We start from the raw sequence: 24,806 nt of genomic DNA on the forward strand, positions 1-24,806 counted from the left end.
AAAAATAAACAATAAATTCAATATGTTGCTCATCTCCGTATGATTTAACGTGAAGCCATTATCTACAAACTTTGTATTTTAGGCTAGTAAGTTTGTTCGGTTAACATCGGTTATGTGTGTTTATCCGACAATAACCGAACTAACCCACCCACTTAAAACAATTTTATTTGTTTTTAGCACCTTTAAATCGCTTCAAAACAATTATTTACATCAAAAAACAATAATAAGACTGGTTATAATACAAATTTAAGCTAATATAGAAAGCATAATAGAACTGATAATAAAGAGAAAAATAACATGCGTGTCCTAACTATTTATTGTCCTGAATGTGGCGAAAAAGCGCTTATAAAAAAAAGTAATCGTAAACACAAAGAGTTATCTGATCTCTATTGTGCTTGTCGTGATCCTGAATGCGGACATACCTTTGTTTTAAACCTCACGTTTAGTCACACTCTTATGCCAAGTGCAAAAAACAAAGATACGTTGTTATTAGACGTGATTAAAAATCTTTCTCCAGAGCAACGAGAGAAAGCACTTACTCTTTTGCAAGGCATGTAATCATCTCGAACAGACACTCTTTTTTTCATTTATTTTTATGATCTTGCTCCCATTCTGACAGGTTATTTGACTAACCTATTCTTATAGAAAGATAAATGATGTAGATTCATTTTTAAGCTAAATAAAAATAATTCTTATGTTTTAAATAAAACAAACATCGCCTATTGATGCCGTGTTTACCAATCCTTTAATAAATAATGTGTCAGCCCCTAAACCAGAAACCTCATTTCTGGTTTGAAGACTAAACACAAATTTCAAATGGAGCATTTAAGATGAAAAAGCTGATTAATCGAGTTGATGATGTGTTATCTGAACAACTACAAGGCTTTGCTAAAGCCCATCCTGAAATCAAACTTCATCCCTCCTCTTTTTATGTCACGCGAAAAGATGCTCCAGTAAAAGGTAAAGTTGCTCTATTGTCTGGCGGTGGTAGCGGGCATGAACCCATGCATGCAGGTTTTGTCGGTAAAGGAATGCTTGATGGTGCATGTCCTGGTGAAATATTTACGTCACCAACACCTGATAAAATGTATGACTGTGCCAAAGAGATTAATAGCGGTGAAGGCGTTTTAATGATCGTGAAAAACTACACCGGTGATGTGCTTAACTTTGAAACAGCGACAGAACTGCTTCATGACGATGGTGTAAAAATTGCAACGGTATTAGTTGATGATGACGTAGCAGTAAAAGATAGCTTATATACCGCAGGACGCCGTGGTGTTGCCAATACCGTTTTAATAGAAAAACTACTGGGTGCGGCAGCTGAAAGAGGCGACTCTCTTGATGAACTGGTTAAATTAGGTCATCACATGAATAACAATGGTTTTTCTATCGGCATTGCCTTGGAAGCTTGTACCGTTCCAGCCGCAGGAAAACCTTCTTTTACTTTACCTGAAAATGAAATGGAGTTTGGTGTCGGTATTCACGGCGAACCAGGCATTGACCGTCGTAAATTTACCTCTCTCAATGATACTGTTGATGCCATGTTTAATACCTTGATTGAGAATGGTCACTATCAACGAGTGATCCGCAATTGGGATCGTGAAAGCGGCACTTGGATCGAGGAAAATCAGGAAAAACAGCCTTTAAAATCTGGCGATCGCGTCATTGTTTTAGTTAATAACCTTGGTGCCACACCACAATCTGAACTTTATGGTGTTTATAACCGTTTAACTCAATGCTGTGAAAAATTTGGCTTAACCATCGAACGTTCTTTAATTGGTTCTTATTGTACTTCGCTCGATATGTCAGGGATCTCAATTACGTTATTAAAAGTTGATAACGAGTTACTTACCTTATGGGATGCCCCTGTGAATACACCTGCGATGGTGAAATAAGTCTTTAATAACAAGAAAAGGAACACAAAATGGCTTTAACTCACGCTCAAATTATTCTTTGGTTACAACAATGTGCACTACTGTTTGAACAAAATAGTGATTATTTAACGGATTTAGATCGTGAAATTGGTGATGCTGACCACGGTTTAAATATGAACCGTGGCTTTAGAAAAGTGCAGGAAAAACTACCTGAGTTTGCAGGACAAGATATTGGCACTATCCTCAAAACTACGGGCATGACATTGCTTTCAAATATTGGCGGTGCAAGTGGTCCTTTATTTGGTACCTTCTTTATTCGTGCAGCCAAACCTACAGCTTCATTGCAAAACCTAGAACTAAATCAACTTGTTGAAATGGTAACAGAAGGTGTAGAAGGCATTGTAAGCCGAGGAAAAGCAGAGCCAAATGACAAAACCATGTGTGATGTTTGGTGGCCTGTGGTTGAGTCATTAAAACACGCTAATGAACAAAACCTTTCTATCAAAGAAGCCCTCTCTCAAGCACAAGTTGTCGCTGAAAAAGCCGCTGAAAACACCATTGCGATGCAAGCTCGAAAAGGGCGAGCAAGTTACTTAGGTGAGCGCAGTATCGGACATAAAGATCCTGGCAGTGCTTCTGTGGTACTGATGATACAAGCCCTTGCTAATAGTATTAATGCATAACTGACCAAGCAACCAATACAAGCAACCAATAAAGGTCTACCATGATAAATATTGTTATTGTTTCTCATAGTAAACATCTCGCTGATGGTGTGGCAGAACTTGCCAGTCAGATGCTTAATCCGACTCATTGCCAACTTGCGGTTGCCGCAGGTATCAACGATGAAGAACATGCGATTGGTACTGATGCCGTTAAAATTATGACGGCGATAGAATCGCTTTCACAAGCACAATCTATTGTTGTGATGATGGATTTAGGCAGTGCAATCTTAAGTGCAGAAACTGCGATTGAGTTACTTGATCCCGAGCTAGCTGAGAAAGTCACTCTCTGCTCAGCACCTTTAGTTGAAGGTACACTTGCAGCAGTTGTAGCGGCATCTTCAGGGGCATCACTAGAAAAAGTGATTGAAGAAGCTTCAAATTCTTTATATCCAAAGAAAATCCAACTTGGTGAAAATTTCGTTCAACCTAAAAATGATATTAATGCCCCTGTCAAAATTCATGGTAAAGAGGCAAGTTGGGTAGTTCGTAATCCTCATGGTTTACACGTAAGACCGGCGGCAACTTTAGTTGAGGTGCTTTCTACTTTTCAAGCTGATTATCAATTAGTTAAAGGGGATAGACGTATTAATCCTCTCAGTTTAAATCAGCTTTCATTAATACAAATTCGTCAAGGCGATGAGATAACGCTAATTGCCTCTGGTGAACAAGAAAATGAGGCGATTGCGGCTTTTCTTGAACTTGCCCGAAATGGCTTTGGTGAAGAGCTACCTTCTGATTCTAATACCATAACATTAAACGGTATTTTAGCCCCTGTATCTCAAATTAAAGCACCTGCTTTTGTTTGGCATGAAATAGAGCTCTCACCCGTCGAAAACTTATCAGAACCGATTGATATTGATGCTCAAATTGGCAAACTTAATTTTGCAATAAAGAGTACGCTAAAAGCACTAAAACAGAGTGCCAATAAAGCTAGCCAAAAATTAGGTGAGCATATTGGTGCTATTTTTAACGGTCATATCATGATGTTAGATGATGATGAGTTAATAACAAGCGTGATAGATCGCATCAAAACAGAGAAGATCAATGCCCAGCAAAGTTGGTCGGATGAAATGCAAGAAAGAACACAGATGTATTGCGCACTTACCGATCCCTATTTACGCGCGCGTGAACTCGATCTTCGTGATCTACGTAATCAAGTGCTTTACCATTTACAAGATAAAACTCGCCCAAGCTTTACCCCTTCACAACCCGCTATTTTGGTCGCAAAAGAGCTTTTCCCTTCCACATTAATTCAATTAGTTGATAGTCAATTGGTCGGTATTGCTTTAGCAAAAGGTGATAGTCTCTCTCACAGCGCCATTATCGCGGCTGAAATGCGCTTACCGATGTTAGTCAATTTAGGTTCCGCACTATTAAAAGTCACTGAATCCCAAAAGTTAAAATTAGATACCAATAAGAGCGAATTAGTTATCGAACCGATAATGTTATAAACCGCTTTTCAAATTAACCACATAAAAAAAACCCGCACAATAATGTGCGGGTAAGTCAACGAAAAACGCTATCAAATCTAGGTCATTATTGACTCTTCTAATTTTATTAAGGTATTGATAATACCAATGTCGTAGCACCACTAAAGTTACCTAATGAAGGAGTGCCATTAGTTTGAAGTTTTGACTTCACTCTTACATAGGTGTATTCATTCATTATTGCGTTAACTTGTGTACCAATTGATGCAGGTGAACCATTTAACGTTAAAAAAGAACGGATGCTACCATCTGGTTTTAAGTTTAAAAAATGATCTTCCATCGAACTGGTAATTTTTACTGGCATAGTTTCATTACAAGTGAGCGCAAATTGTTCTTCCGCCTCATTACCATCAACTTGTGTCACATCAAGTACACCATGTGAAATAGTAAGATTATTAGAAACAAATGCACATTTACCTTCAGGCGGTGGAGCAATACCACATACGCCACCAGGTACCATTCTTCCACTTCCTCCCGTTGCACTACTCGTCATAAAAAAAGCAATACATTCATCAACAGTAACAGATCCAGCATGAGTACTATAATTCACATAAGGGAAAGTCAACCCGCATTGATTAACAGCCACATCGCGTATTTCAGCCATAGAGCTTAAATGTTGTAAATCTACATCACACCGCCATCTCGCTCGATGCTCAGTACCCGTTCCTCCTTTATCAGGTTTTGAGTGGAAGTGGTTTAATTGAATATAACACCGACCACTCAAACCTAAACTTTTACAAGGGTTTGGCGTAAATCCCATTTCCGTCCAATATTCCAACACATAGTCATAACGAATATTACCTTTAATTTCTGGAGAAGGACCTGATTTAGTAATATAAGTAAAATAACCTGCTTGTACACTAAATAGAGAAAAACTGCATAGTACAATTAATAACTTTAAAATTTGCTGTATTTTTTTCATTATCTTTTACTCATATTTCAAAGAAAACACGGCAGTAGCAGAAAAATGCCCCGGCTTAATTGATTTATCTGCGATCGCTTTTGCTGTCGCTTGCAAATAAGCAATAAAATTAAGCTCAAAAATGCCATTATTAGGAATATTATATAAGCTAGTGTAATCCCCTAATTTAATAGGGACTCCTTCTTTAGTCGTAATTTGTATTCCTAAATCAGGATTATTAGCGTTATCGTCTAATGCTAATAATCCGGCAAGTTCATTATGAGTTGCCCCTTCAAATTTGATTTTCACTTGCTTGGCAATAGAGATATCGCACTCTGATAAAGTAATTTTGAAATCCTTTTTCTCGAATTCAAAATAACTTTTATAAATATCATCTAAGCGAATTTCATCAAATACCACATCAACCTGAGAGTGTTCAGGTAGAACTTTGCAAGGTGCGATAATTAATGAACCAAAGATATTAAGATTTTCAGCCGCAAAGATAGAAGATGAAAACAATAAACAACCACCAATAATACAACCAGATAACATTGATTTATTCATTATTGGTACTCCACAAACAAGGTGCCACCCGCGGTAAAATTACCTGGTACCAGTTCACTATTTTCTTTTTTCACCAATACTGCCCAAATTTTTTCAGGGTTATTTAAATTAACCGAATACTTTTTATTTAAATCAATAATGGAATCATCCATCATAAATTTTACGGTTAACTCATTAATATTGGTTCTCAGCCCATTAGGATCGAAGCTACTTTTATTACCATCAATCGATAAATACATATTCCAGTTATTTAAATTTTCTTCACAGGTAATTTGGTAATTAATTTCTCTTTTTTGGTCATAGCCTTTAATCGTTTTTATCGCCACAGGACCAAAATTCACCTCAATCATATTACCGTCATTCACTTTGCAAGGTGGTGGCGTTAATAAATTACCTTTAATCAGCACCTGTGTCTCATTATCTTTCGCTAGACTAGGTGAAGATGATATTGAAAATAAAAATAACATCGTGAGGAATGGATAATAACGCATACTGTTTATTCCTCCGTTAGTTGTAATAAACCTGCATAGTTGCAGTCGCCGTAAAGGAGCCAGTTGGTAGCGCGGCGCCACTTTTTTTCACGAGTACAGCATAAAGCTCAGGTCGAGTTTGATAGTTAAACTTAAACGGCTCTGTCATATAAACATTGGTGTCAGCGGTTTTAAATAACACCCCTAAATCTGTCACGCTTGTTTTTAAATAACGCGTATCAAACCCAGCGCCGTCACCGGTAAATTTCAGTGACATACTTGGGTCACCTGTTGTTTTACAATCCAAGGTGTAATCCATTTTTTGTTTATAATTTTCGTTTTCTATTCTTGTGGTCATCACATCATTAAAGTTCACTTCAATAGGTTTACCATCGTTAATCTTGCAAGGGCGTGACTCCACACTCCCACTCACAGTCACTCTTAAAAAGCCAGAAACAGCCCATACAGAAGGAGCGAGAAAACTCATACAAAGAAAAAGTATTACACCTCGGAATATAAGCATAATATTACGCCTTCTTATCTTTGATATTTGCTGAACAAATATCTCCACGACATTGGAATGTTAAGTCAACCAGCCCACCAAAATCATTGAGATATTCAAGGGTAGGTGTCGTACCTAAATCACCCACTTTTGTTCCCAGTGATCGTTGACCAAAAGGTTCAATCATCACCGCTTCAAAGTCTTTTACTTCCGTATTGTTCTTTCTGACTTTGGTAATGGTTAAGTAATAAGGCGACGGATTTTTCACATTGTAATGGTCACTTTGTTTTTCAATCACAATGTCTTTTTCCATTGGATTAGCCTCTAAACGGCTTGGTGCAACAATGCTTTTTGGTCGATAAAACACTTTAATTTTTGTCTGCAATGCAATCTGTAAAACATTAGGAGAATCACTACGAGGTGGAATTTCACGAACATTAAGGTAATAAATACTTTCTCTGTCTGTGGGCAACATATTTGTTGCTGGTAATGCCTGTATTTTAATTTGGCTTTTGCTACCGGCTTCGATACGCTGAACTGGCGGTGTTACCACAAAAGGAGAATTGATTTTTTCATCTTTACTATTCTCAAGCCAAGACTGTGCTAAATAAGGTTTAGATTCATTTTCATTTTCTAAAACCATACTGACTGAGCGCTCACCTTCATTATATAAAACACGAGTTCTATCTAATGCGATAGCAGAATAAGCGGATTGAGAAAAAAGGCAAAGTGTAACGATAGCGCCCAATGTTTTTGTATTGATATATTTCATTTCATTCACCGTTGACTTAAATTTAATTACTTACAAGGAAGCAACAACATGTTGCTTAAATTATTTTCTAGCACTTGAGGTAATTGGAATTGGCAAGTTTCGCCATTCCAAGCAAGATCTAATGTTTCACCTGCTTTTACACCTGATAAATAAACAAAACCATCATCTGAAATAATGCCGACTTCTAATTTATCTTTGTTATAAACACTGGCGCCAAAAGGAGGATGTTTCTTATCAGCCATCGTGATCACCGCTAAGACTTTCTCACCTTCAATCACGTTAAATTTACGGTAACCGATCGCCCCTTCTGTCAAGGTAGCGTATTGGGATGATTGAACAGCATCAGCATTTTCAGGAAGATTATTGATATCAATCGTAATATGGCTACGAGAATAGTTTTGCACACCCATTAAAACTGCTTTACCGTGACGGTTAGTTTCAATTGGTGTTAAACCTGTTTTAATCGGAATATCTTCAACATTATTGGTATCAACCAATATGCGTGAATTTCCCATTGAAGTGACTCGGTGCAATGCTCCCCCTTCTGGGGTTAGCGTTATCCCACCCATTAATTGCATCGATAAAGCGCTTTGATTATTTTGGGTATAAGTTCCACTTGTCGTCAGTTTTGCTAAATTACCGTCGTAATTATAGAAACCTGACAGATTCACTTTATCGCTATCCCACGTACCCGCAGATAAGTTATAGGTACTTCTTTCATTCAGTCGCTCATAATAGTTAACAGAATTACTCGTATTATGGCGATTAAATGATCCCGAATAACTAATATTGGCATCATTACGCTCTAGCGGTACACCTAATGACACATAAACTCCTTCGTCATTATTATGGCTAGATTCCACTTTATACGCGGATAAGTTAATGGATAAATTTTTAAAATTAGCCCAATCAAAATAACTAGAAACCGTAAAACTGTAGTTATCAGTTGAAGGTCGATTCCAATAGGTTTGGCGAGAATAGTTTAAATACGTATTGATATTGTAATCAGGGAAAGCTGTACCAAAGATGGCGGTATAAAGCTCTTTACCACTGTCAATATGAAGCCCACGATAACGACCATCTAAAAATTGAGTCATACTTAAATAGTCTCGTTGAGAGAAGCGATAACCCGCAAACGTAATCTGGCTATTTATTTGATCAAATTGTTTCGAATAGGTAACGTTATAAGAAGTACCAGATAGTGTCTTATCATCAAAATTACTGCCCATCTCAGCACGCGAAGCCGAAATATTAAAAGAAAGCACCCCAAATGGCGCTAAGTCTTGCCCTAGACCTAAAGCAATATTTTGATATTCAGTTGAGGCTAATAATCCGCCATAAATCGTGGTGTTATTCGCTGCCCCCCATGAAAAGGAGCCTAATGAAAATGCAGGACCTTCAGTGTCATGTTCATTTTTAGTTGGCTTACCCATCACCAGCTTATATAAAAACTGGCCAGGTCTTGTCAGTGTACCTAAACGCGAGGTTTCTACTTTAAATGTTTGAACAGAACCATCTTGTTCTTCAATAGAAACATCTAAGGTACCGCCCCCAAATGTGTTGACGTCTTGAATTCGAAACGGCCCTGGACTTACTTCATTTTGATAAACAATACGACCATCTTGACGCACAATAACCGTGGCGTTAGTTCTTGCAACTCCCGCAATTTCAGGTGCATAGCCCTGTAAACGAGGAGGGATCATCGCGTTATCACTTTCTAATGAAGCACCAAGATAACGAAAGCTATCAAAAAGCTCTGATGAGAGATATTGTTCACCTAACGTTAATTTTGCACCTAAAGATCGAATAGCTCGGAAAATATAAAGCTGGTTCCAACGCCATGATTTATCGTTGCTATTTAAATTACCGCCAGAGGCTTGCCAATCTGAACGAAAACGCCAAGCGCCCATATTAATGCCCATTACACCACTAATATTGGTTCCCGTTTCGGTCCTTTTATCGTTGTTTTCATATCGAATAAGGCGATTACTCATATTGTAATCAAGAAAGGATCCCGCAATACCATCATCCCAACGTGATGGCGGATCCCAACTTGGATCTTGATATTCCATAAAGGCTTGAGGAATGCTGATACTTAAAATACCGGTGTAGAGATCACCCACAGCATTCATATTTGGCACGGAGCGGAAATCAAGACACTGGGTATTATTCGTTGTTAACCAAGTGACTTTTTTTTCCCATTCAGATTTTAAACCTAAAATGGGGTAAACCTCTGGGGTGATACAAGGAATAGATAACTCTGCGTTGTAATCTGGGGAAAAAAATAAAATAGGCTCTTCGTTTCTTACTCTTTGTTTATTAACGTCAGTTGCCAGTAAATGAGTGCCTGGTTGAATATAATTTGCGTAAGAGAATTTAGTAAAGTCAGTATTTTCAATACCTTTGTCTGTTAAGAAATCGGTATTAAAATCTACAGCTTCTTCTGCAAAAATAGGCAACGAAAAAGGAACAAAGAATAAAAGCATTACTTTTGTGATCGTATTTATTTTCATGCTTTTCATTTTGCTATGCCATCCTCAGCATTATTAACAGAAGACAATATTGATGAGATGCATGGCGCCTAAGCGCCACACATCTTATAAAAAAAACAACAATTATTCGTAGATAACTTTGAAATTAGCTACTGTGTCGAAAGAACCCGTTGTTGCTTTCTTATCAACAGCTTCATTACCTTTCACGTAAGCTGAGAACTGCAATGTTGTGAGAGAGCCGTCACCATTATTTAAAGCGTGACCTGCTACTGGGAAACCTTGACCAAAAGTAATTGGATTATTACCACGGTCAGTGATAACGATACCTGCATTTTGTACTTTGCCACCTAAGCCCAGTAATTCGCCAGTATAACCGTCAAAACCACTTACGGTTGCACCAGTGAATGATACTTTTGCAGTTTTGTAAGTTTCAGTTGAGCAGTTTTTCAGAATAATATCGAAGTTTTCGCTATCTGAACGGAATTTATTGCTAGTCAGTTCATGCAATGCGATTTCACCAAACTTAACAGTTTGATCTAAACTTTTATCATCGATTGAACAAGGAACATCATTGATAAAGCCAGTAAAACGCACTTTACCTTCACGGCTTTCCGCTGGATCTGCTGCAAAGCTAGGAGCAGCAACAACTAAAGATAACGCAACACCTAAAGCTAATTTAGTAAATTTCATAAAATTTCCTTTATATACAATAAAGATAGTGATATTTCTTGGCTTCTGACTAAATAAGCGATAAATAATAAATACATCGCCCTTCTACAATTTAAACTTCTTTAAACTTCACAGATCCATATAAAACCAAAATAGGGGATATTCTACGAATGTGTCCTTTATGCATTCATATTCAAATTAATTTACGGAATAAGTTAACCTTATTAACTTTTAAAACGTCATTTTTAAATATTTTAGAAATTAAGTTTCTTAATTAATAAAAACATCTTAATTTGACATATAAATAATTAATAAATTTTAATCAGAAAGTAAGAGTAAGAAATTAAAGAAAAGAAACAATTTAAATAATATTTCTTTACTTGTTTTGCAATGAAATACTCGCAAAAGGCGTAAATTAAGTCAAAAGTCAAAAAATGATATTATTAGTATAATAAGAGGATAGTTATCAAATGAAACAATTCTTTAGATGAGCAATTAAAGTATTTTAAACTAAAATTACATATAGATTAGATATTATTACTTAATAAAAAATAAAGCCGCCATCATTAACACTCATAGCAAGTAAAATGAATATAAAAACCAAACAAATAAAAATAATAAGTTTTTTATAACGAAAAAATATCAAGATATAGAAAATAATATCTTGCTGACACGATAAAGCCAGCATATATACAAAAACACTTAGGATTCATCTCAATTGAGAAATTATATTATATTCTTTAATTTAATTAGAAATAAGATAATCTAATTATGACAACATATTTAAATATCGTTAATTTGTTCTCAACAAGAATTAAAAATAAATTATAAATACAAATTAAATATGATACTCTTTTAAAGAGCATTCTTTTTAATATAGTCAATTATGGAGTAATAACAATAATATCTCGTAACTGTTATATAAAAAATACCATTATTAACGTCAAATAAAGACACCCAATTTTTATATTTAGCTATTAATAAGATTTTAAGAAAAATAAATTTAAAACAGCTCACTATTTTGACACGCAAAAGGTGTAAATACTGAATAAAAAAATAACAGAGTTTTTATCCACAACAAGACCTATTAAGATATAAAAAATGATAAATTCTATCTTTTTACGATTACAGGTAAAATAAAAGGCAAAATAAACTTAATATAAAATATTAAATATAATAACAACAAAAGAAAACTGTGAAAGAGCGCCAGTATGGCGCTTCTTTGTTATTGAATAGTGGGTAAATCAAACTTTTGGTTTATAGCTATCTTTATCGAGATCATGTTTTTTCATTCGTAAATACAGCTTTTTACGTGGAATACCCAAATAATCCGCCACATCACTAACACGTCCCGCAAATAAATATAACGCATCTTCGATTAATCGACGCTCATATTCATCCACAAGATTATCCAAAGGGCCTTCAGGTGGAATAATGGCGCGATGTTGTTCACTATCAACCATTTTCACAATGCCTACCGCATATAATTCAGCAACATTTCGTAACTCACGAATATTACCCGGCCAATCGTAACGCTTTAAAATATCGAGATAATTACGATCAATTTTCGGTACCGCAATACCGAGCCTCTGTGCACTTTGTCGTAAGAAAGCCCTAAATAACGGAATAATGTCTGGGCGTCTGGCACTTAACGGAGGCAGTGAAAAAGTGATTTGTGAAAAATAGTAATAGAATTCAGGGATTAATCGTCCTTCTGTTACCAGTTGCTGTGTATTATTTTCTAAAATCGCAATCGTTCTAAAGTGGCGCTTTCCTTGGCGTTCCATATCTAATAGATAAGAACTTAACCAGCGTTGTGCCTCAGATGATAAATCATATGGAGAACGTAAAATCAGCGTTCCTACTTCATCCGCTTCAATTTGAGCAATAACCTGTTTGATATCCGATAAATTTTGGCAATCGACTGTTTGGATAGCTTTATCACTATGCGGGCTTAATTCATGCAATAGCTGAGCAAGAAGATGACGCCCTGTTCCCATTTCCCCTTCTATCATTAAATCTTTATCGATATCGGCAATTTGTTGTACTTGCTCTCTAATCGCGGTGATTTGCGCACTGTCTCCCACTAATCGCTCTTGTGTGGTACTTATTACCGCATTCCTAAGCGAAAGAATGGATTGACGCTCTTTGTGTGCCTTCGCCACTAACTCTAAGAAAACAGGTGGATTAATCGGTTTTTCAATAAAATCATAAGCGCCTTTTTTTACCGCTTCTACTGCTAACGGTATATCGCCATGTCCTGTAATCATGATAACGGGGATACGAGAGTCAATTTGTTTAATGCGCTCTAATACTTCCATGCCATTCATTGCTGGCATATAGATATCAAGTACAACAGCACCCTGCCATTCTGGTGTTAAAAGGCTTAATGCTTTTTCTGGTGAGTCGGTTACTCTAGCAACCATTCCCGCAAGATTGAGTAAATGGCGATAAGATTCAAGAATATCTTCATCGTCATCAATTAATAAAACGTCGATATCAGGCATGTGTGATTGTGTCATCTGTAAACTCCAAAACAACCATGGCGCCACCATTTAATGTAGAGGCCAAGTAAATTTCATAACCAAACCGTTGCATAATTGAACGGCAAATGGATAACCCTAACCCAAGCCCCACATCTTTTGTGGTTGTAAATGGGGTAAATAGTTTTGGTAAAACATCTGAATTGAATCCTTTTCCACTGTCCGCGATCGCCACTAATTTTCGTTTAGGATCAACAGATAAAAGATCAATTGTGATTTGGCTTTCACCAACACCCGCAATAGCATCCATTGCATTAACAAACAAATTAACCAAGACTTGCTCAATTTGTGTCGGGTCTGCACAAATGGTTAATTCATCAGGAATATTATTCGTAATAATGCACTGCTCTCGTTTAGAACGGGACTCCACCAGCACCATCGCACTATCTACCAGCTCTTTTAATGGCGCTGAAACAAAGCTAATTTCAGACGAAGATTTACGTGAAAAATTACGCAATGCAGTAATTATTCGATTCATTCGTGCGCACAGCTTTTCAATGCGTTCGATAGAATCAGGTAATTGATCGTATTTTTCCATCTGCATAGTCAGTTTTGCACTGTATAGATAGGTGTTAATTGCAGAGAGTGGCTGATTAAGCTCATGTGCAAGGCTTGTCATCGCCTGCCCTACAACTGCCATTTTAGCTGCTTGTACTAACTCTTCTTGTGTCTGAATTAAATGTTTCTGTGCCTGTTCACGGCGCAATATCTCTTCATTTAATTGCTGGTTTTTATCCTGCAAATCTTGTGTTTTTAATGCCACCAGCCGTTGAAGCTCTAATCTGCTTAGCTCTTGGCGCGTAATATCCGTGATCGTCACAATATATTTGTGTTCATCTTTATGAGGATATTCTCGAATATTAAATTGTAAGAAATGAGGCTCACCTTCTTTTACCATCCTGATAGTACATTCACTCTGCCCTAATAAGTAAAGCTGACCACTTGAACTAAATTGCGCTTTAAGCATAGTGCTCGCCTCACCACTAAACAGTAACCAAAGTGGCTTATTATTTTGTTCTTTTCCTGTACCTAATAGTGTTGCTGCACTTGGGTTTACCGTTTCTATTCTGCCATCGTGGTGACAGGTAATTAAACTTGCATCGGTATTATTAATAAGATTTAACGCATTGCTGGTTTCAACTTCTTTCATTTGACGCCAAAATCGACGAAGCCGGCGACTTAACAGGCCAATTTCATCTTGTCCTTCAATCAGTACAGGCTCGGTTAAATGACCTTTGGCTACATGCGCTAAGTCATCACTTAGTTTATTCAATCTTGCGATAAGTCTTCTATCAATCAAGATTTTCATCACAATAATACTCAGCAATAGTGATGCAATAATGATGACTACAATAACGATTTTCCCTGTTGCCATTAGTTTGCGGGTATTATCATTAAGCTTATTTAGCGCTTCACTTGTAGCAAAAACATTACCTCTGACGGCATTATCAAATTGTGATAATTTTTCATTTAATTCAGGAGTTAATGCTTTGAGCTTTTTCTCGTTTTCCACATCATCAATCAGTGTTTGATAGATATCACCGTCATAACGGGTGATCGCAATAATCTCTTGTAATACCTGACGATGGGCAATAGTCGATGGATAACTTTTTAGTTTCTGATTTAAGGCAATAATTTCATCAATTTTGACGCTGATATAGTGGAAAGCGACATCAATATCACGGCTATAACGTTGATGTGCAATTTCTTCAACCAAGCTGATTAATTCATTTTCTGTCGTAAACAACTCTTGTAATAAGGTTGATTCCAATAGGAGTTGTAGGCTGTTTTCCTGTACATTTTTTTCATTGATCATTTGGCTGACATGCCACTCAATTTCATTAAGGAGTGGTTTAATGTCTTCACCAACGGCGTCATGCATCCACGCCAATTGCCCTAATAATTGTGCAAGGCGGTTTTCTAATTCACGTCGTTTATCCAATAATACATCTTGTTGATTAATAAGCTCCGATAACTCATCAACAAGTTGAGTATAAAAATCACGCTGTGGCTTTTGCTCAATAGGAAACTCACGCAAATTATCTAATAACTGATGAATTTCCTGCTGTTGTTGCTCTGAAATCGATTTTCGTTGAGTCTGTTCTCGCTCTTTTAATAGCATCTGTAAATTGGTGCTATAACGCTCCATTGTATAGCTGGTGGTTAACATCGGTAGAGACTCTCCCACTGACGCATTAATTTGTGTCGCCAGTTTTCCCCACATAAAAAAGATAACCACACCAATCAATAAGGTGAGTAAAGAACTAAAGATAAACGCCATATACAGGCGTCTACCTAGTTTGCCAAATTGTTTAGGCACTAATAATTTCATCCGTAATACCTTTCATAAAAACAGCGCTTCCTGCTGTATATTTGAACCACAAGGCGGTTAGGGTGATTTTGTCTCTTTCAATAAAACCAGTGCTTGTTCAAGCCTTTCAGCTTCTAATGTGCGCCATTGATACAGCACAGCTAATGCTTGATCAGAGTATTCTCGCTGATCGGCTTCTTTCATAAATAACGCTTGTAATGTCGGTGAATTAGCCTCTTTTTCGCTAATAAGCACTGAACTTGCTATTTTTCGCGCTTTACTGATCGCAGAAATACGTTCTGGCGTTTTATTTTCCTGTCTTTCTGCTTCGTGGATATCATTCCAAACTTGGCGCATTAAAGGAAAATTATGGGTGATCATTTGATCAAATAACGCATTAACGACTTCACTACGGCGATACGCCTCATTGCTGTTTAAAATAAATTCCGTGTTATTAGCAAGTTCATCGTTATTACGTAAAATCTCTTTGCTTAATGGGATCTTTGCCATATCACTTTTATAGATGATCTCTTGTCCTTCATCCGATAAAAGAAAGGCAATAAATTTAGCTGCGGTGTCTCTTTTACTGCTTTCGGCAACAATAGCAACATAAGCCGGTAAAATAATCGACTTATCAAAATAGCTAAATTCGACAAAATCAAAGCGTTTCTGATGATTAAAAGCGTAGTTATCGATAATTGGGCCTGCACCTACAATGCCTCTGGCGATAGCATCACTGACACGGGAACTACGTGCCGAAATCGAGGAAAGATTACCACTGGTTTCGAGTAAGATCTGCCATCCACGCTCCCAGCCGTACTCTTGTAGCACATTTTCCACCATTAATTGCATCGTGCCAGAGTTCGCTGGAGTGGTCATGGTTAAGTGCCCTTGGTAAATAGGATCACTTAAATCAACCCAACTTTTAGGTGCAGGAATACCGAGTTTTTGTAGGTATTGCGTATTACTCATAATCCCAATACCGGAATAACCAACCGTGGTTATCTTATCGTTTAAGATATCACTATGGCGCGTTAACCATTTTGGCGTTTCGTAATTTACGGGTAATCGAGCTAGTAGCCCTTCTCTATCTAGATGATGGAAAAAATTAGCCGATGACGACATCACAATATCAACTGGCTGTGTGGGATATTGTTTCATCATCCGTGTTGCAATCGCGACGCGACGATAAACCACTTGCACCTTAGTATCTGGATAACGAGCGCTAAAAGCCTCTGTAAGTGGTCGCATTGGTGTATCTGAAAGTGTCGTCAGTATAACAAGTGGCTGCTCATCACTACGCACCGGTGTGATAAACAGCCAACTAAACAGTAAACAGACGAGGCTCAGTGTTATTTTTATTCTCATGGACATACCCCTGGTTTTGTTTTGAATAAACATAAAAATGTGTCGAACTTCAAACTTCTGATATTTAGCAATATTTATTATTTTGGGCTAATGAGTCCTTAATGACTCATTTCTAACAATGATACGACGATATCTTCACTCATTTTTAAACCAACGCCTAATAGCGATGTTACAAATTTGACTCACCGATTCAGCAGAATGTGTCATCGATGACTCAAATTCCCTCTTTTGCACCAAGATGACCTAAATGAATAGCATCAGCTCTGAAAACCAAAATCAGCTTCAGACATGAATAATATTCGGAGTCATCTCTATGCTAAGTTTCTTTAAAACCAGAAAGGATCTGCCGCTAATAGAAGCGTCAAGTGAAAAGATCCGCGCAATATATAAAAAGCACCAATGGCAGGTCTTCTTTGGTCTTGTTCTTGGTTATGCCATGTTCTATGTGGTTCGTATGGCACTCGGTGTGGTGAAAAAACCTATGCTGGATGCAGGTATCGTAACCACCGCTGAACTCGGTTTAATGGGTTCTGCGTTCTTCTTTACCTACGCTTTTGGTAAGTTCTCTAACGGCTTCTTGTCAGATTATGCCAATATTGGACGCTTTATGTCCATCTCGTTGATTGCCTCATCCTTTGTTTGTATCTTCATGGGAATGTCAACGGCGAGCCTGTTCTTTATCCTATTATGGGGTATTAACGGCTGGTTCCAATCTGTCGGTTCGGCACCTTCTTGTGTCTCTATCTTCCAATGGTTCTCGCCAAAACAGCGCGGTACAGTTTATTCCATCTGGGGTGGCTCGCGTAATATCGGTGAAGCAATTACGTGGATCTTAACGGCAACCATAGTGAGCTTCTTCGGCTGGCGTGCAGGTTTTATCGGTGCAGGTATCGCAGGTATTGCTGCGGGCATCATCTTGCTGATGATTTTGAAAGATCGTCCTCGTACTTATGGCTTACCTGATCCAGCAACCGCATATGGCGAAGAGTCAGAAGCCGTTAAATCAAGTGATCCTAAAGAAACACGTCGCGCTCAGTTATTCGTATTAAAACAACCAACAGTGTGGATCATCGCAGCAGCATGTGCGGCTATGTATATCTCTCGTTATGCAATCAGTTCATGGGCCGTTCTTTACCTACAAGGTTCAAAAGGCTACTCACTGATTGATGCGGGTTTCGCCATGTCTACTTACCCAATCGCGGGTTTCTTCGGCGCAATCTTAGCGGGTATGGCTTCAGACAAACTGTTTAACGCTAACCGTCATATTCCAACTCTAATTTATGGTATCGCCAACATCGCTGGTTTTGCACTGATGTTCTGGGGTCCACAAAGCCGTGTTATGGATGCTATTGCATTAAGTATGGTTGGTTTTGCAATGGGTGGTCTGGTTGTGTTCTTAGCAGGTTTAACCGCTTGTGACCTGATGCCGAAAAACGCAGTAGGTGCAGTAAAAGGCTTTATCGGACTGTTCGCTTACATTGCAGCATCGGCTCAAGAACTGATTTCAGCATCACTGATTAAAGTCACACAAGTTGGCGATATCACTCACTACGACTTCACCACAGTACAGTATTTCTGGATTGGTTCTGCCATCGTTTCCATGATTTTAGCGACGCTAGTCTGGAATGCGAAAAAAGTTACCATGGATTAATGAATTAATTAAGTTGTCATCAAGGGATACCTTTGGGTATCCCTCTTTAAAAAGAGAATGTCATTATGCGTAAGACAAAAATTGTTGCGACTCTTGGCCCAGCTAGCTGTTCAGAACAGATGATTGAAAAGCTGATTATGGCGGGTGCTAACGTATTTCGTTTAAACTTTTCACACGGCACTCGCGAACAGCATCAGTCCACAGCCGCAACTATCCGTCAGGTCGCAGAAAAACATCGTGTATTTATCGGGATCTTAGCTGACCTGCAAGGCCCGAAAATTCGTATCGCTAACTTTAAAAATGATTCAGTTCAATTAAAACAAGGCGATAGCTTTATTCTAAATGCAGATTTAGACAGCACATTAGGCGACGAACAACAAGTTGGTTTGGACTACCCACAACTTGTTCAAGAAGTCACACCAGGGAATATTCTGTTACTTGATGATGGCAATATTCAATTACAAGTCAGCGCCGTCAATAATAATAAAATAGAGACTGTCGTTACTGTTGGAGGCAAATTATCTAACCGTAAAGGCATTAACTTACTTGGTGGTGGTTTATCTGCTCCTGCATTAACAGACAAAGATAAACAGGACATACACACAGCAGCGGCTATTCAAGCAGACTACATCGCCGTTTCATTCCCACGTAATGGTGCTGATATTGAATATGCACGAGGCTTAGTGATTGCAGCAGGGAGTCACGCCAAAATCGTTGCTAAAGTTGAACGAGCAGAAGTGGTTTCTTGTGAAGAAAACATGGATGACATCATTAAAGCATCTGATGTCATTATGGTGGCACGCGGTGATTTAGCAGTAGAAATTGGTGATGCCAGCTTACCAGGCGCACAAAAGCAACTCATTGCACGTTGTCGCGCATTAGGTTGCCCTGTTATTACCGCAACTCAAATGATGGAATCGATGATTGAAAGCCCAATGCCAACGCGTGCTGAAGTGATGGATATTGCGAATGCCGTAGGTGATGGAACGGATGCTGTGATGCTTTCAGCGGAAACGGCAGCAGGGAAATACCCTGTAGAAGCCGTTAGTGCAATGGCGCGAGTCGCTGAGGGAGCTGAGCGTTCTTTTGCAGCAAACGCAGAAAACCCATGGCAATCACCGTCTTACTATTCACAAACAGGTCGTTGGATTGCATTAGCCGCGGCAACCACAGCATTCCATGACGACAAGCATTTAAGTGTTGCCGCATTAACAGAAAATGGCAAATCAGTGACCTTATTGTCACGCTTTATGCCGAACAACAACGTATATGCATTAACAGATAATCCCGCACTTGCAGGTCAATTAACTGTATTACGTGGTGTAACACCTGTGGCTTATCAACGTCAAAATAACAATGACTGCGATGAAAGCATCATGCAAAAACTGCAAACAGAGGGATTATTAACAGACATGAATTCACTCTTGATCACCCGTTTATCAACTTTTGAGAAAACCGGTGAAAGCGATTGTTGTCATCTTGTTCCTGTAAAACAAGTTGAAGCAGCGACGGCTTGAGTGTCTTCCATTAAGGGGCTTATGAGAGAGGCAACCTGAAGTAAATAACAAGAAAAAGAGCACACCAAAATCATTTTAGCCACAGGGAGTGTGGCTATTTTTCTTTCTACTTATCGCAAGGATAAGCATCTTGTAATGCAAGAATATAAACCAATTCTATGGGTGCATTTTTTTGTTTCTGCTTAACAATGGGATTTTTATCTAAATAAGCATCAATATGCTTAACCATAAAATCTCCATTTTGTTCTATTTTAGGCGGTGGGCAATAAAGAGGACGAAAATCATCGTTATTTTGATTCTCAATTTTCACAGCAACAGCATAAAAATTCAATCCATTCGCAATACCGTTTAAATAAGCTTGTGTCACGGACTCTAATTGTTTATTAGCAGGATTATCTTGAGTAAGCAATTGTTTAACTTGAAGATAAGCACTCAGCGTTATCGCTTGTGAATACACTGGGAATAACAATAACATCCCTATTATCCCCTTTAATAACATTCCTTTTTTCATTCTAATGTTCTCTTTATTTCAATAGATATGGATTTAATTCTAGCCGTTTTATTGCGTTAAGAATATGTGCAGTGAATATATACACTGAAGATTTTTTAGAGGATCACATTGTGCAAATCAAACTCATCAAATTGTGATCATAAACTCATTTAGGATGGTTTCTAAACTAATTAGTTGGTTTATATTTTACAAAGTAAATAAAACGGTGCATAACTGTCAAACACAGACGATTTTATATAAAAAAAACATCTTTTAGTTTTGTTTCTAAACAAATGGAGTAGTAACGTGACACCGAACGTACCCAATACATTACGGCAAATGAATGCCTCGCTTGTATTAAATGTCATTCGTCATCAAGGTCCTTTGTCACGGGCTCAGATAGCCAAAATTAGCGGAATTACAAAAGCGACGGTGTCTGAAATTATTAACGATCTCCTTGAAGAAAAAATCGTTTATGAAAGCGGAGTCAGTTCGCCAGCCGGACAAGGCAGAAAAGGTATTTTAGTTAACTTCGATCCTCAACACACTTTAGGTGTCAGCATTGACTTAGGTGGAACCAAGATAGCTTATGCGGTTTTTAACTTAGATGCCGAATTGTTGTATGAATATCAAGAACCTACCTTTGATACTGACGACCGTGATGACTTTATTACGCAATTTGCACAAAGTATTGAAAATGTGATCGAAAAAAGCGGCGTAGACCGTCAAAAGATCAATGTTATCGGTGTCGCCACACCAGGGATCATCGATATCAAAAATGGTGTTGTGCTAGAAGGCTCCCCTAACTTACCTCAATGGGATAACTTACCTTTAGCACAACAGCTTACAGAAAAACTCAATGTACCCGTTGTACTCGAAAATGATATTCGTGCAGCACTTGTGGGTGAAATGTGGAAAGGCCGCTGCCGTCATACACACAGTTGTGCACTGATTGGTATTGGCACAGGATTAGGCTCCGCCTTGCTGGTGGATGGAAAAGTTATCCGCGGCGCAAACAATGCGGCTGGTGAAATCGGCTATATGATGTTTGCTCGTGATCATCTTTTTCGTAATTGGCGCAATAAAGGGTGCTTTGAGAGTTTCTGCTCCGGCTCAGGTTTAAGTGAGCGAATGGCGAGCTTGCGAGGGGAAAATCTTAGTGCGATTGAGATTATTCAAGCCTCACAACAAGGTGATCCGCTTGCTCAATCCTTAGTTGAGGAAATGGCAGATTATCTTGCTATCGGCATTATGAATTTAGTCGCCATTGCAAATCTGGAAAAAGTGGTATTAACAGGCGGGATCACCCGTTCTGCTGACACCTTTTTACCGCGTGTTCAGGCAAATCTAGATAGACATTTATTTGCTAACACCAAAGTGAATATCGAGCTTTCTGAATTATGGGAAAAAGGCCCGCTTTATGGCATTGCTATTCTCGCCTTAGCTACGGTTTATCCATCAATTCAATTTATGCCCGAGATCCAATTGAGATAACCCTAATAAAAAAGTCTTTAAACGAGATGGGAGCGACTCATGGCAGGAATACATCTTCACCCACATGATATTTTAGACGAAGGCATGCCCGCTATTCTTCAACGCCTTGACGGTATGAAGCATGTTGAGCATTTATTTGTCGAAATTAATACGATTTTTGAACGTAACCCTTACCCTGTTGGCGATCTGCCTCATAACCCTATTCATAATGTGGTTATGGGAACAGGTACATTACACATCAATACTCATACCGATTTTCCTCGTCTAAGCCAACGTGTTGATCCCACAATTTTATCGGGTGCAGATCCGCTAATGACGATAAAAAAAGCCACTGATGGTGGAAAATATAAAGTCATTCCATGGGCTAATATTCTTAATGGCGACTTCATCGGGGATGTAGAACATAATCAAGTAGTGGACTTTAAAGGCCGTCCACAAGCGCATTGGCTCTGCCCTAACGCTCCCGATGTTGCACAACTTTGGCAAAAGACATTCACAGCATTAAAACAAAACTACGGTTATGACACCTTTTTAATTGATCGAATTCGATTCCCTGATTGGGCAGGCAAAGAAGTGAATCCAGCAGGGTTATTTACCTGTTTTTGCCCTCACTGTGAAAAGAAAATGGTGCAACAAGGTTTACCCGTTAATAAAATCAAACATCGCCTTGCTGCTTTAGCTGATTCATTAAAACAAGGGGATTTCGAAACGCCTGTTACCGCATTAAAAGAAGAACCTCTGTTAAAAGCATGGCAACTATTTCGCCAACAAAGTGTGACTCAATTGGTTGAAAGATTACTGTCTGATGCAAAACAAACAGCAGGTGGAATTACGTTATGGCTCGATTTGTGGCCACCCGCTTACAGTTGGATCTTAGGTCAGAACTATCATGAATTAACGCGTTATTCTTCAACACTCAAACATTTCCCTTATCATAAATTAGGGGGTGGTGCAGATGTTCAAGGGTTAATTAATCATTTTGCTCATGACAGTGAAAGCCAAGAGCGTGCATTTACTGCGTTTAAACGTTTATTTGAACTACCTTATGATATTTCATATGAAACCTTTAAACAGCAAGGCTTCCCTATTCACTTTGTTGCAGAACAAAATAATAAAGTTCGCCAGCTTTCACAGCCAAAGACCTTTATTTATAGCGGTATTCAAATGTGGAATTTACCAGCCTCTCAATTAATTGAAGCGGTTATTGCTGCAGAAGAAAGTGCATGTGATTCTCTGCTTTATTATTGCTACGGATGGGCGACGCAAGAATTATTTGATGCGATTGGTGAACACAATACACCTAATAATAACTCTTATAACAACACAGTTAAAAAATAATACACCGTGGAAAATCAGGATCAAATTATGGCTAAACAACAAAAATGGAAAGTTTTTTTCCTTCTGTTTGTCACGATGTTTTTACTCGGTGGCATTCAAAATACAAAAGGGCTTATTCTCGAACAGGTTCAACATGATATTTCATTAAATATGAGCCAAGTAGGCTCATTAATTACCTTTTTCCAAATCGGCTTTTTAGTCGCCAGTTTATTAACGGGCTATTTTACCGATAAGAAAGGGTTAAAAGTCATGATGTTTATTGGCTCATTAATGATGGCTGTCGGTTTAACAGGAACCAGCCTTGCTTTCAATGTGATGCTATTTTTTGGCTTTTATCTGGTGATTGGTTTAGGGATTGGCTCGATGCTTGTCTCTATCGTGACGGTTATTCCGACTTTCTATAAAGAGAAAGCAGGGATGATGTTTAACGTCTCTAACGCCATGTTTGGTGTAGGGATGATTGTCACCCCACTTATTTTACAATATCTCTTCTCACACTCTATTTCATGGCGTACCTTTTATGTGGGTGTTGCCGTTATTGTTGCTGTGATTATTTTAGTATTAAGCACCTTAAAAATAGAAAGTAGCGCACAAGTCGATATGAAATTCAGTGACTTTTTAGAGTTACTGACACAAAAGTCACTGTTACTGGTTATTTTATTTATCACTTTATATGTTGCCGCCGAAGCCGCGTTCTTAAACTTCTTCCCTATTTTCTATACCTCTATGGATATTGGGAATATGAGCAATGCGCAAAAAGCAGAAACAGCGGCTTATGTTATTTCTAGTTTTGCTTTCTTATTTACCATCGGTCGCTTTATTGGTGGCTTTATTAACCTTGCATTAGGTGATCGCAAAACGCTTATTCTGTTCTCACTGTTCTCTCTGATAGCCATTATTGTCAGCCGTATTTTTGTGCAAGATGTTGTTTATCTATTTATGGTGTTTGGTTTTGCATTATCTGTTCTATTTCCAACAGCCGCAGCGGTTGCTACAAAATTAACCAGCAAAAGTGGCTCGGTGATGGGACTTATTTATGTTGCTTCAGGATTGGGCGGAGCCTTAGCTGGTTCATTAATCGGTCAGGTTTCAGAAAGCTATAATGTTTCTGTTGGCTTTAACCTAATTATCGTATTCGTCGCCCTCTTCTTTATTATTTCTCTGTTTATTAGAGAACAAAAACAATAACAACGACGTATTATGCCTCTAAAATTTACCCCTCTGCATGAGGGGTTTTTTATTTCTCTTGCAATATCCTAAGACGCATTTCCCCTTTCTCTCTGTTGATTTTTTCACCAAAGCCCCAATAATAATGTTTATATTCACTGTTAAAGTAGGAGAATATGATGGCAAGTGGATGGGCTAATGATAGTGCTGTTCAAGAGCAAATCGATGCCACCATTGATGATGCAATTGCAAGAGCTCGCAATCAAATGACACACGGCGAAAGCGCTGCGTTTTGTGATGAGTGCGGTGAGCCAATCTCTGTGGCTCGGCAAAAAGCCGTTCCTGGCGTACGTTATTGTTTAAATTGCCAAGAGGTAATTGATAAAAAGAATAATGCCTTTAGTGGATATAATCGCCGTGGTAGTAAAGATAGCCAAGAGGTAATTGATAAAAAGAATAATGCCTTTAGTGGAT

At 38.2% G+C, this 24,806-nt stretch carries 20 protein-coding genes and 1 pseudogene; 10 read left to right on the forward strand and 11 right to left on the reverse strand.

The annotated features are described in order from the left end of the window. Positions 1-297: 297 nt before the first annotated feature. The 4 genes from ABN212_RS03315 to dhaM all read left to right on the forward strand — a co-directional run bounded on the left by ABN212_RS03315 (position 298) and on the right by dhaM (position 4,047). A complete protein-coding gene (locus ABN212_RS03315; RefSeq protein WP_109372990.1) occupies positions 298-558 on the forward strand; it encodes an ogr/Delta-like zinc finger family protein in 261 nt (86 codons plus the stop codon). Between the two features lie 272 nt (positions 559-830). Then, complete coding sequence (gene dhaK / locus ABN212_RS03320; RefSeq protein WP_349442868.1) at positions 831-1,895, forward strand: dihydroxyacetone kinase subunit DhaK; 1,065 nt, start codon at positions 831-833, stop codon at positions 1,893-1,895. A gap of 29 nt (positions 1,896-1,924) precedes the next feature. Continuing rightward, positions 1,925-2,557 (forward strand): dihydroxyacetone kinase subunit DhaL, encoded by a 633-nt coding sequence (dhaL, locus tag ABN212_RS03325; RefSeq protein WP_198620724.1) that lies wholly within the window; start codon positions 1,925-1,927, stop codon positions 2,555-2,557. A 41-nt stretch (positions 2,558-2,598) separates the two neighbouring features. After that, positions 2,599-4,047 carry a dihydroxyacetone kinase phosphoryl donor subunit DhaM gene (dhaM, locus tag ABN212_RS03330; protein ID WP_349442870.1) on the forward strand — a complete coding sequence of 483 codons (1,449 nt, stop codon included), beginning with the start codon at positions 2,599-2,601 and terminating at the stop codon, positions 4,045-4,047. A gap of 106 nt (positions 4,048-4,153) precedes the next feature. Here dhaM and ABN212_RS03335 read toward each other — a convergent pair whose 3' ends face one another. The 10 genes from ABN212_RS03335 to ABN212_RS03380 all read right to left on the reverse strand — a co-directional run bounded on the left by ABN212_RS03335 (position 4,154) and on the right by ABN212_RS03380 (position 16,675). Then, complete coding sequence (locus tag ABN212_RS03335; RefSeq protein ID WP_198620722.1) at positions 4,154-5,005, reverse strand: MrpH family fimbial adhesin; 852 nt, start codon at positions 5,003-5,005, stop codon at positions 4,154-4,156. Between the two features lie 6 nt (positions 5,006-5,011). Beyond that, positions 5,012-5,548, reverse strand: a complete 537-nt coding sequence (locus ABN212_RS03340; RefSeq protein ID WP_349442872.1) for a fimbrial protein — start codon at positions 5,546-5,548, stop codon at positions 5,012-5,014. Further along, the gene (locus tag ABN212_RS03345; RefSeq protein ID WP_198630311.1) at positions 5,548-6,039 is read right to left on the reverse strand and encodes a fimbrial protein; all 492 of its coding nucleotides are present in this window, start codon (positions 6,037-6,039) and stop codon (positions 5,548-5,550) included. The genes ABN212_RS03340 and ABN212_RS03345 overlap by 1 nt, the downstream gene beginning before the upstream one ends. Before the next feature lie 16 nt (positions 6,040-6,055). Then, positions 6,056-6,541: a fimbrial protein gene (locus tag ABN212_RS03350; protein WP_109372983.1), complete on the reverse strand. Its 486-nt coding sequence runs from the start codon at positions 6,539-6,541 to the stop codon at positions 6,056-6,058. A gap of 4 nt (positions 6,542-6,545) precedes the next feature. Further along, positions 6,546-7,292: a fimbrial biogenesis chaperone gene (locus tag ABN212_RS03355; protein WP_198620718.1), complete on the reverse strand. Its 747-nt coding sequence runs from the start codon at positions 7,290-7,292 to the stop codon at positions 6,546-6,548. Between the two features lie 26 nt (positions 7,293-7,318). Further along, positions 7,319-9,814: a fimbria/pilus outer membrane usher protein gene (locus ABN212_RS03360; protein ID WP_198626226.1), complete on the reverse strand. Its 2,496-nt coding sequence runs from the start codon at positions 9,812-9,814 to the stop codon at positions 7,319-7,321. A 93-nt stretch (positions 9,815-9,907) separates the two neighbouring features. Further along, the gene (locus tag ABN212_RS03365) at positions 9,908-10,474 is read right to left on the reverse strand and encodes a fimbrial protein (protein ID WP_109372980.1); all 567 of its coding nucleotides are present in this window, start codon (positions 10,472-10,474) and stop codon (positions 9,908-9,910) included. 1,223 nt (positions 10,475-11,697) lie between these two features. After that, positions 11,698-12,975, reverse strand: a complete 1,278-nt coding sequence (locus ABN212_RS03370; RefSeq protein ID WP_196532842.1) for a sigma-54-dependent transcriptional regulator — start codon at positions 12,973-12,975, stop codon at positions 11,698-11,700. Next, positions 12,953-15,328: an ATP-binding protein gene (locus ABN212_RS03375; RefSeq protein ID WP_198620716.1), complete on the reverse strand. Its 2,376-nt coding sequence runs from the start codon at positions 15,326-15,328 to the stop codon at positions 12,953-12,955. The genes ABN212_RS03370 and ABN212_RS03375 overlap by 23 nt, the downstream gene beginning before the upstream one ends. Positions 15,329-15,385: 57 nt before the next feature. Beyond that, positions 15,386-16,675: an ABC transporter substrate-binding protein gene (locus tag ABN212_RS03380; protein WP_109372977.1), complete on the reverse strand. Its 1,290-nt coding sequence runs from the start codon at positions 16,673-16,675 to the stop codon at positions 15,386-15,388. A gap of 313 nt (positions 16,676-16,988) precedes the next feature. Between ABN212_RS03380 and ABN212_RS03385 the strand changes: the two genes are divergently transcribed. Beyond that, positions 16,989-18,326, forward strand: coding sequence for an MFS transporter (locus tag ABN212_RS03385; protein WP_151436087.1), 1,338 nt, complete (start codon positions 16,989-16,991; stop codon positions 18,324-18,326). 65 nt (positions 18,327-18,391) lie between these two features. Next, entirely contained in the window at positions 18,392-19,843 is a 1,452-nt protein-coding gene (gene pyk, locus ABN212_RS03390; RefSeq protein ID WP_349442874.1) for a pyruvate kinase, read from the forward strand. 106 nt (positions 19,844-19,949) lie between these two features. Here pyk and ABN212_RS03395 read toward each other — a convergent pair whose 3' ends face one another. Continuing rightward, on the reverse strand, positions 19,950-20,354 hold the full coding sequence (locus ABN212_RS03395) for a Rap1a/Tai family immunity protein (protein WP_198620714.1): 405 nt from the start codon (positions 20,352-20,354) through the stop codon (positions 19,950-19,952). 285 nt (positions 20,355-20,639) lie between these two features. On the opposite strand from ABN212_RS03395, the gene ABN212_RS03400 reads away from it, so the two are divergent. The 4 genes and pseudogenes from ABN212_RS03400 to ABN212_RS03415 all read left to right on the forward strand — a co-directional run. Further along, complete coding sequence (locus tag ABN212_RS03400; protein WP_349442875.1) at positions 20,640-21,827, forward strand: ROK family transcriptional regulator; 1,188 nt, start codon at positions 20,640-20,642, stop codon at positions 21,825-21,827. Between the two features lie 39 nt (positions 21,828-21,866). Continuing rightward, positions 21,867-23,165, forward strand: a complete 1,299-nt coding sequence (locus ABN212_RS03405; protein ID WP_198632379.1) for a hypothetical protein — start codon at positions 21,867-21,869, stop codon at positions 23,163-23,165. 27 nt (positions 23,166-23,192) lie between these two features. Next, a complete protein-coding gene (locus ABN212_RS03410) occupies positions 23,193-24,353 on the forward strand; it encodes an MFS transporter (RefSeq protein WP_099660231.1) in 1,161 nt (386 codons plus the stop codon). 158 nt (positions 24,354-24,511) lie between these two features. Further along, positions 24,512-24,769, forward strand: a pseudogene (locus ABN212_RS03415) (DksA/TraR family C4-type zinc finger protein); the annotation flags it as partial. Positions 24,770-24,806 lie beyond the last annotated feature (37 nt).

Source organism: Proteus genomosp. 6 (assembly GCF_040139785.1).
Classification (GTDB): domain Bacteria; phylum Pseudomonadota; class Gammaproteobacteria; order Enterobacterales; family Enterobacteriaceae; genus Proteus.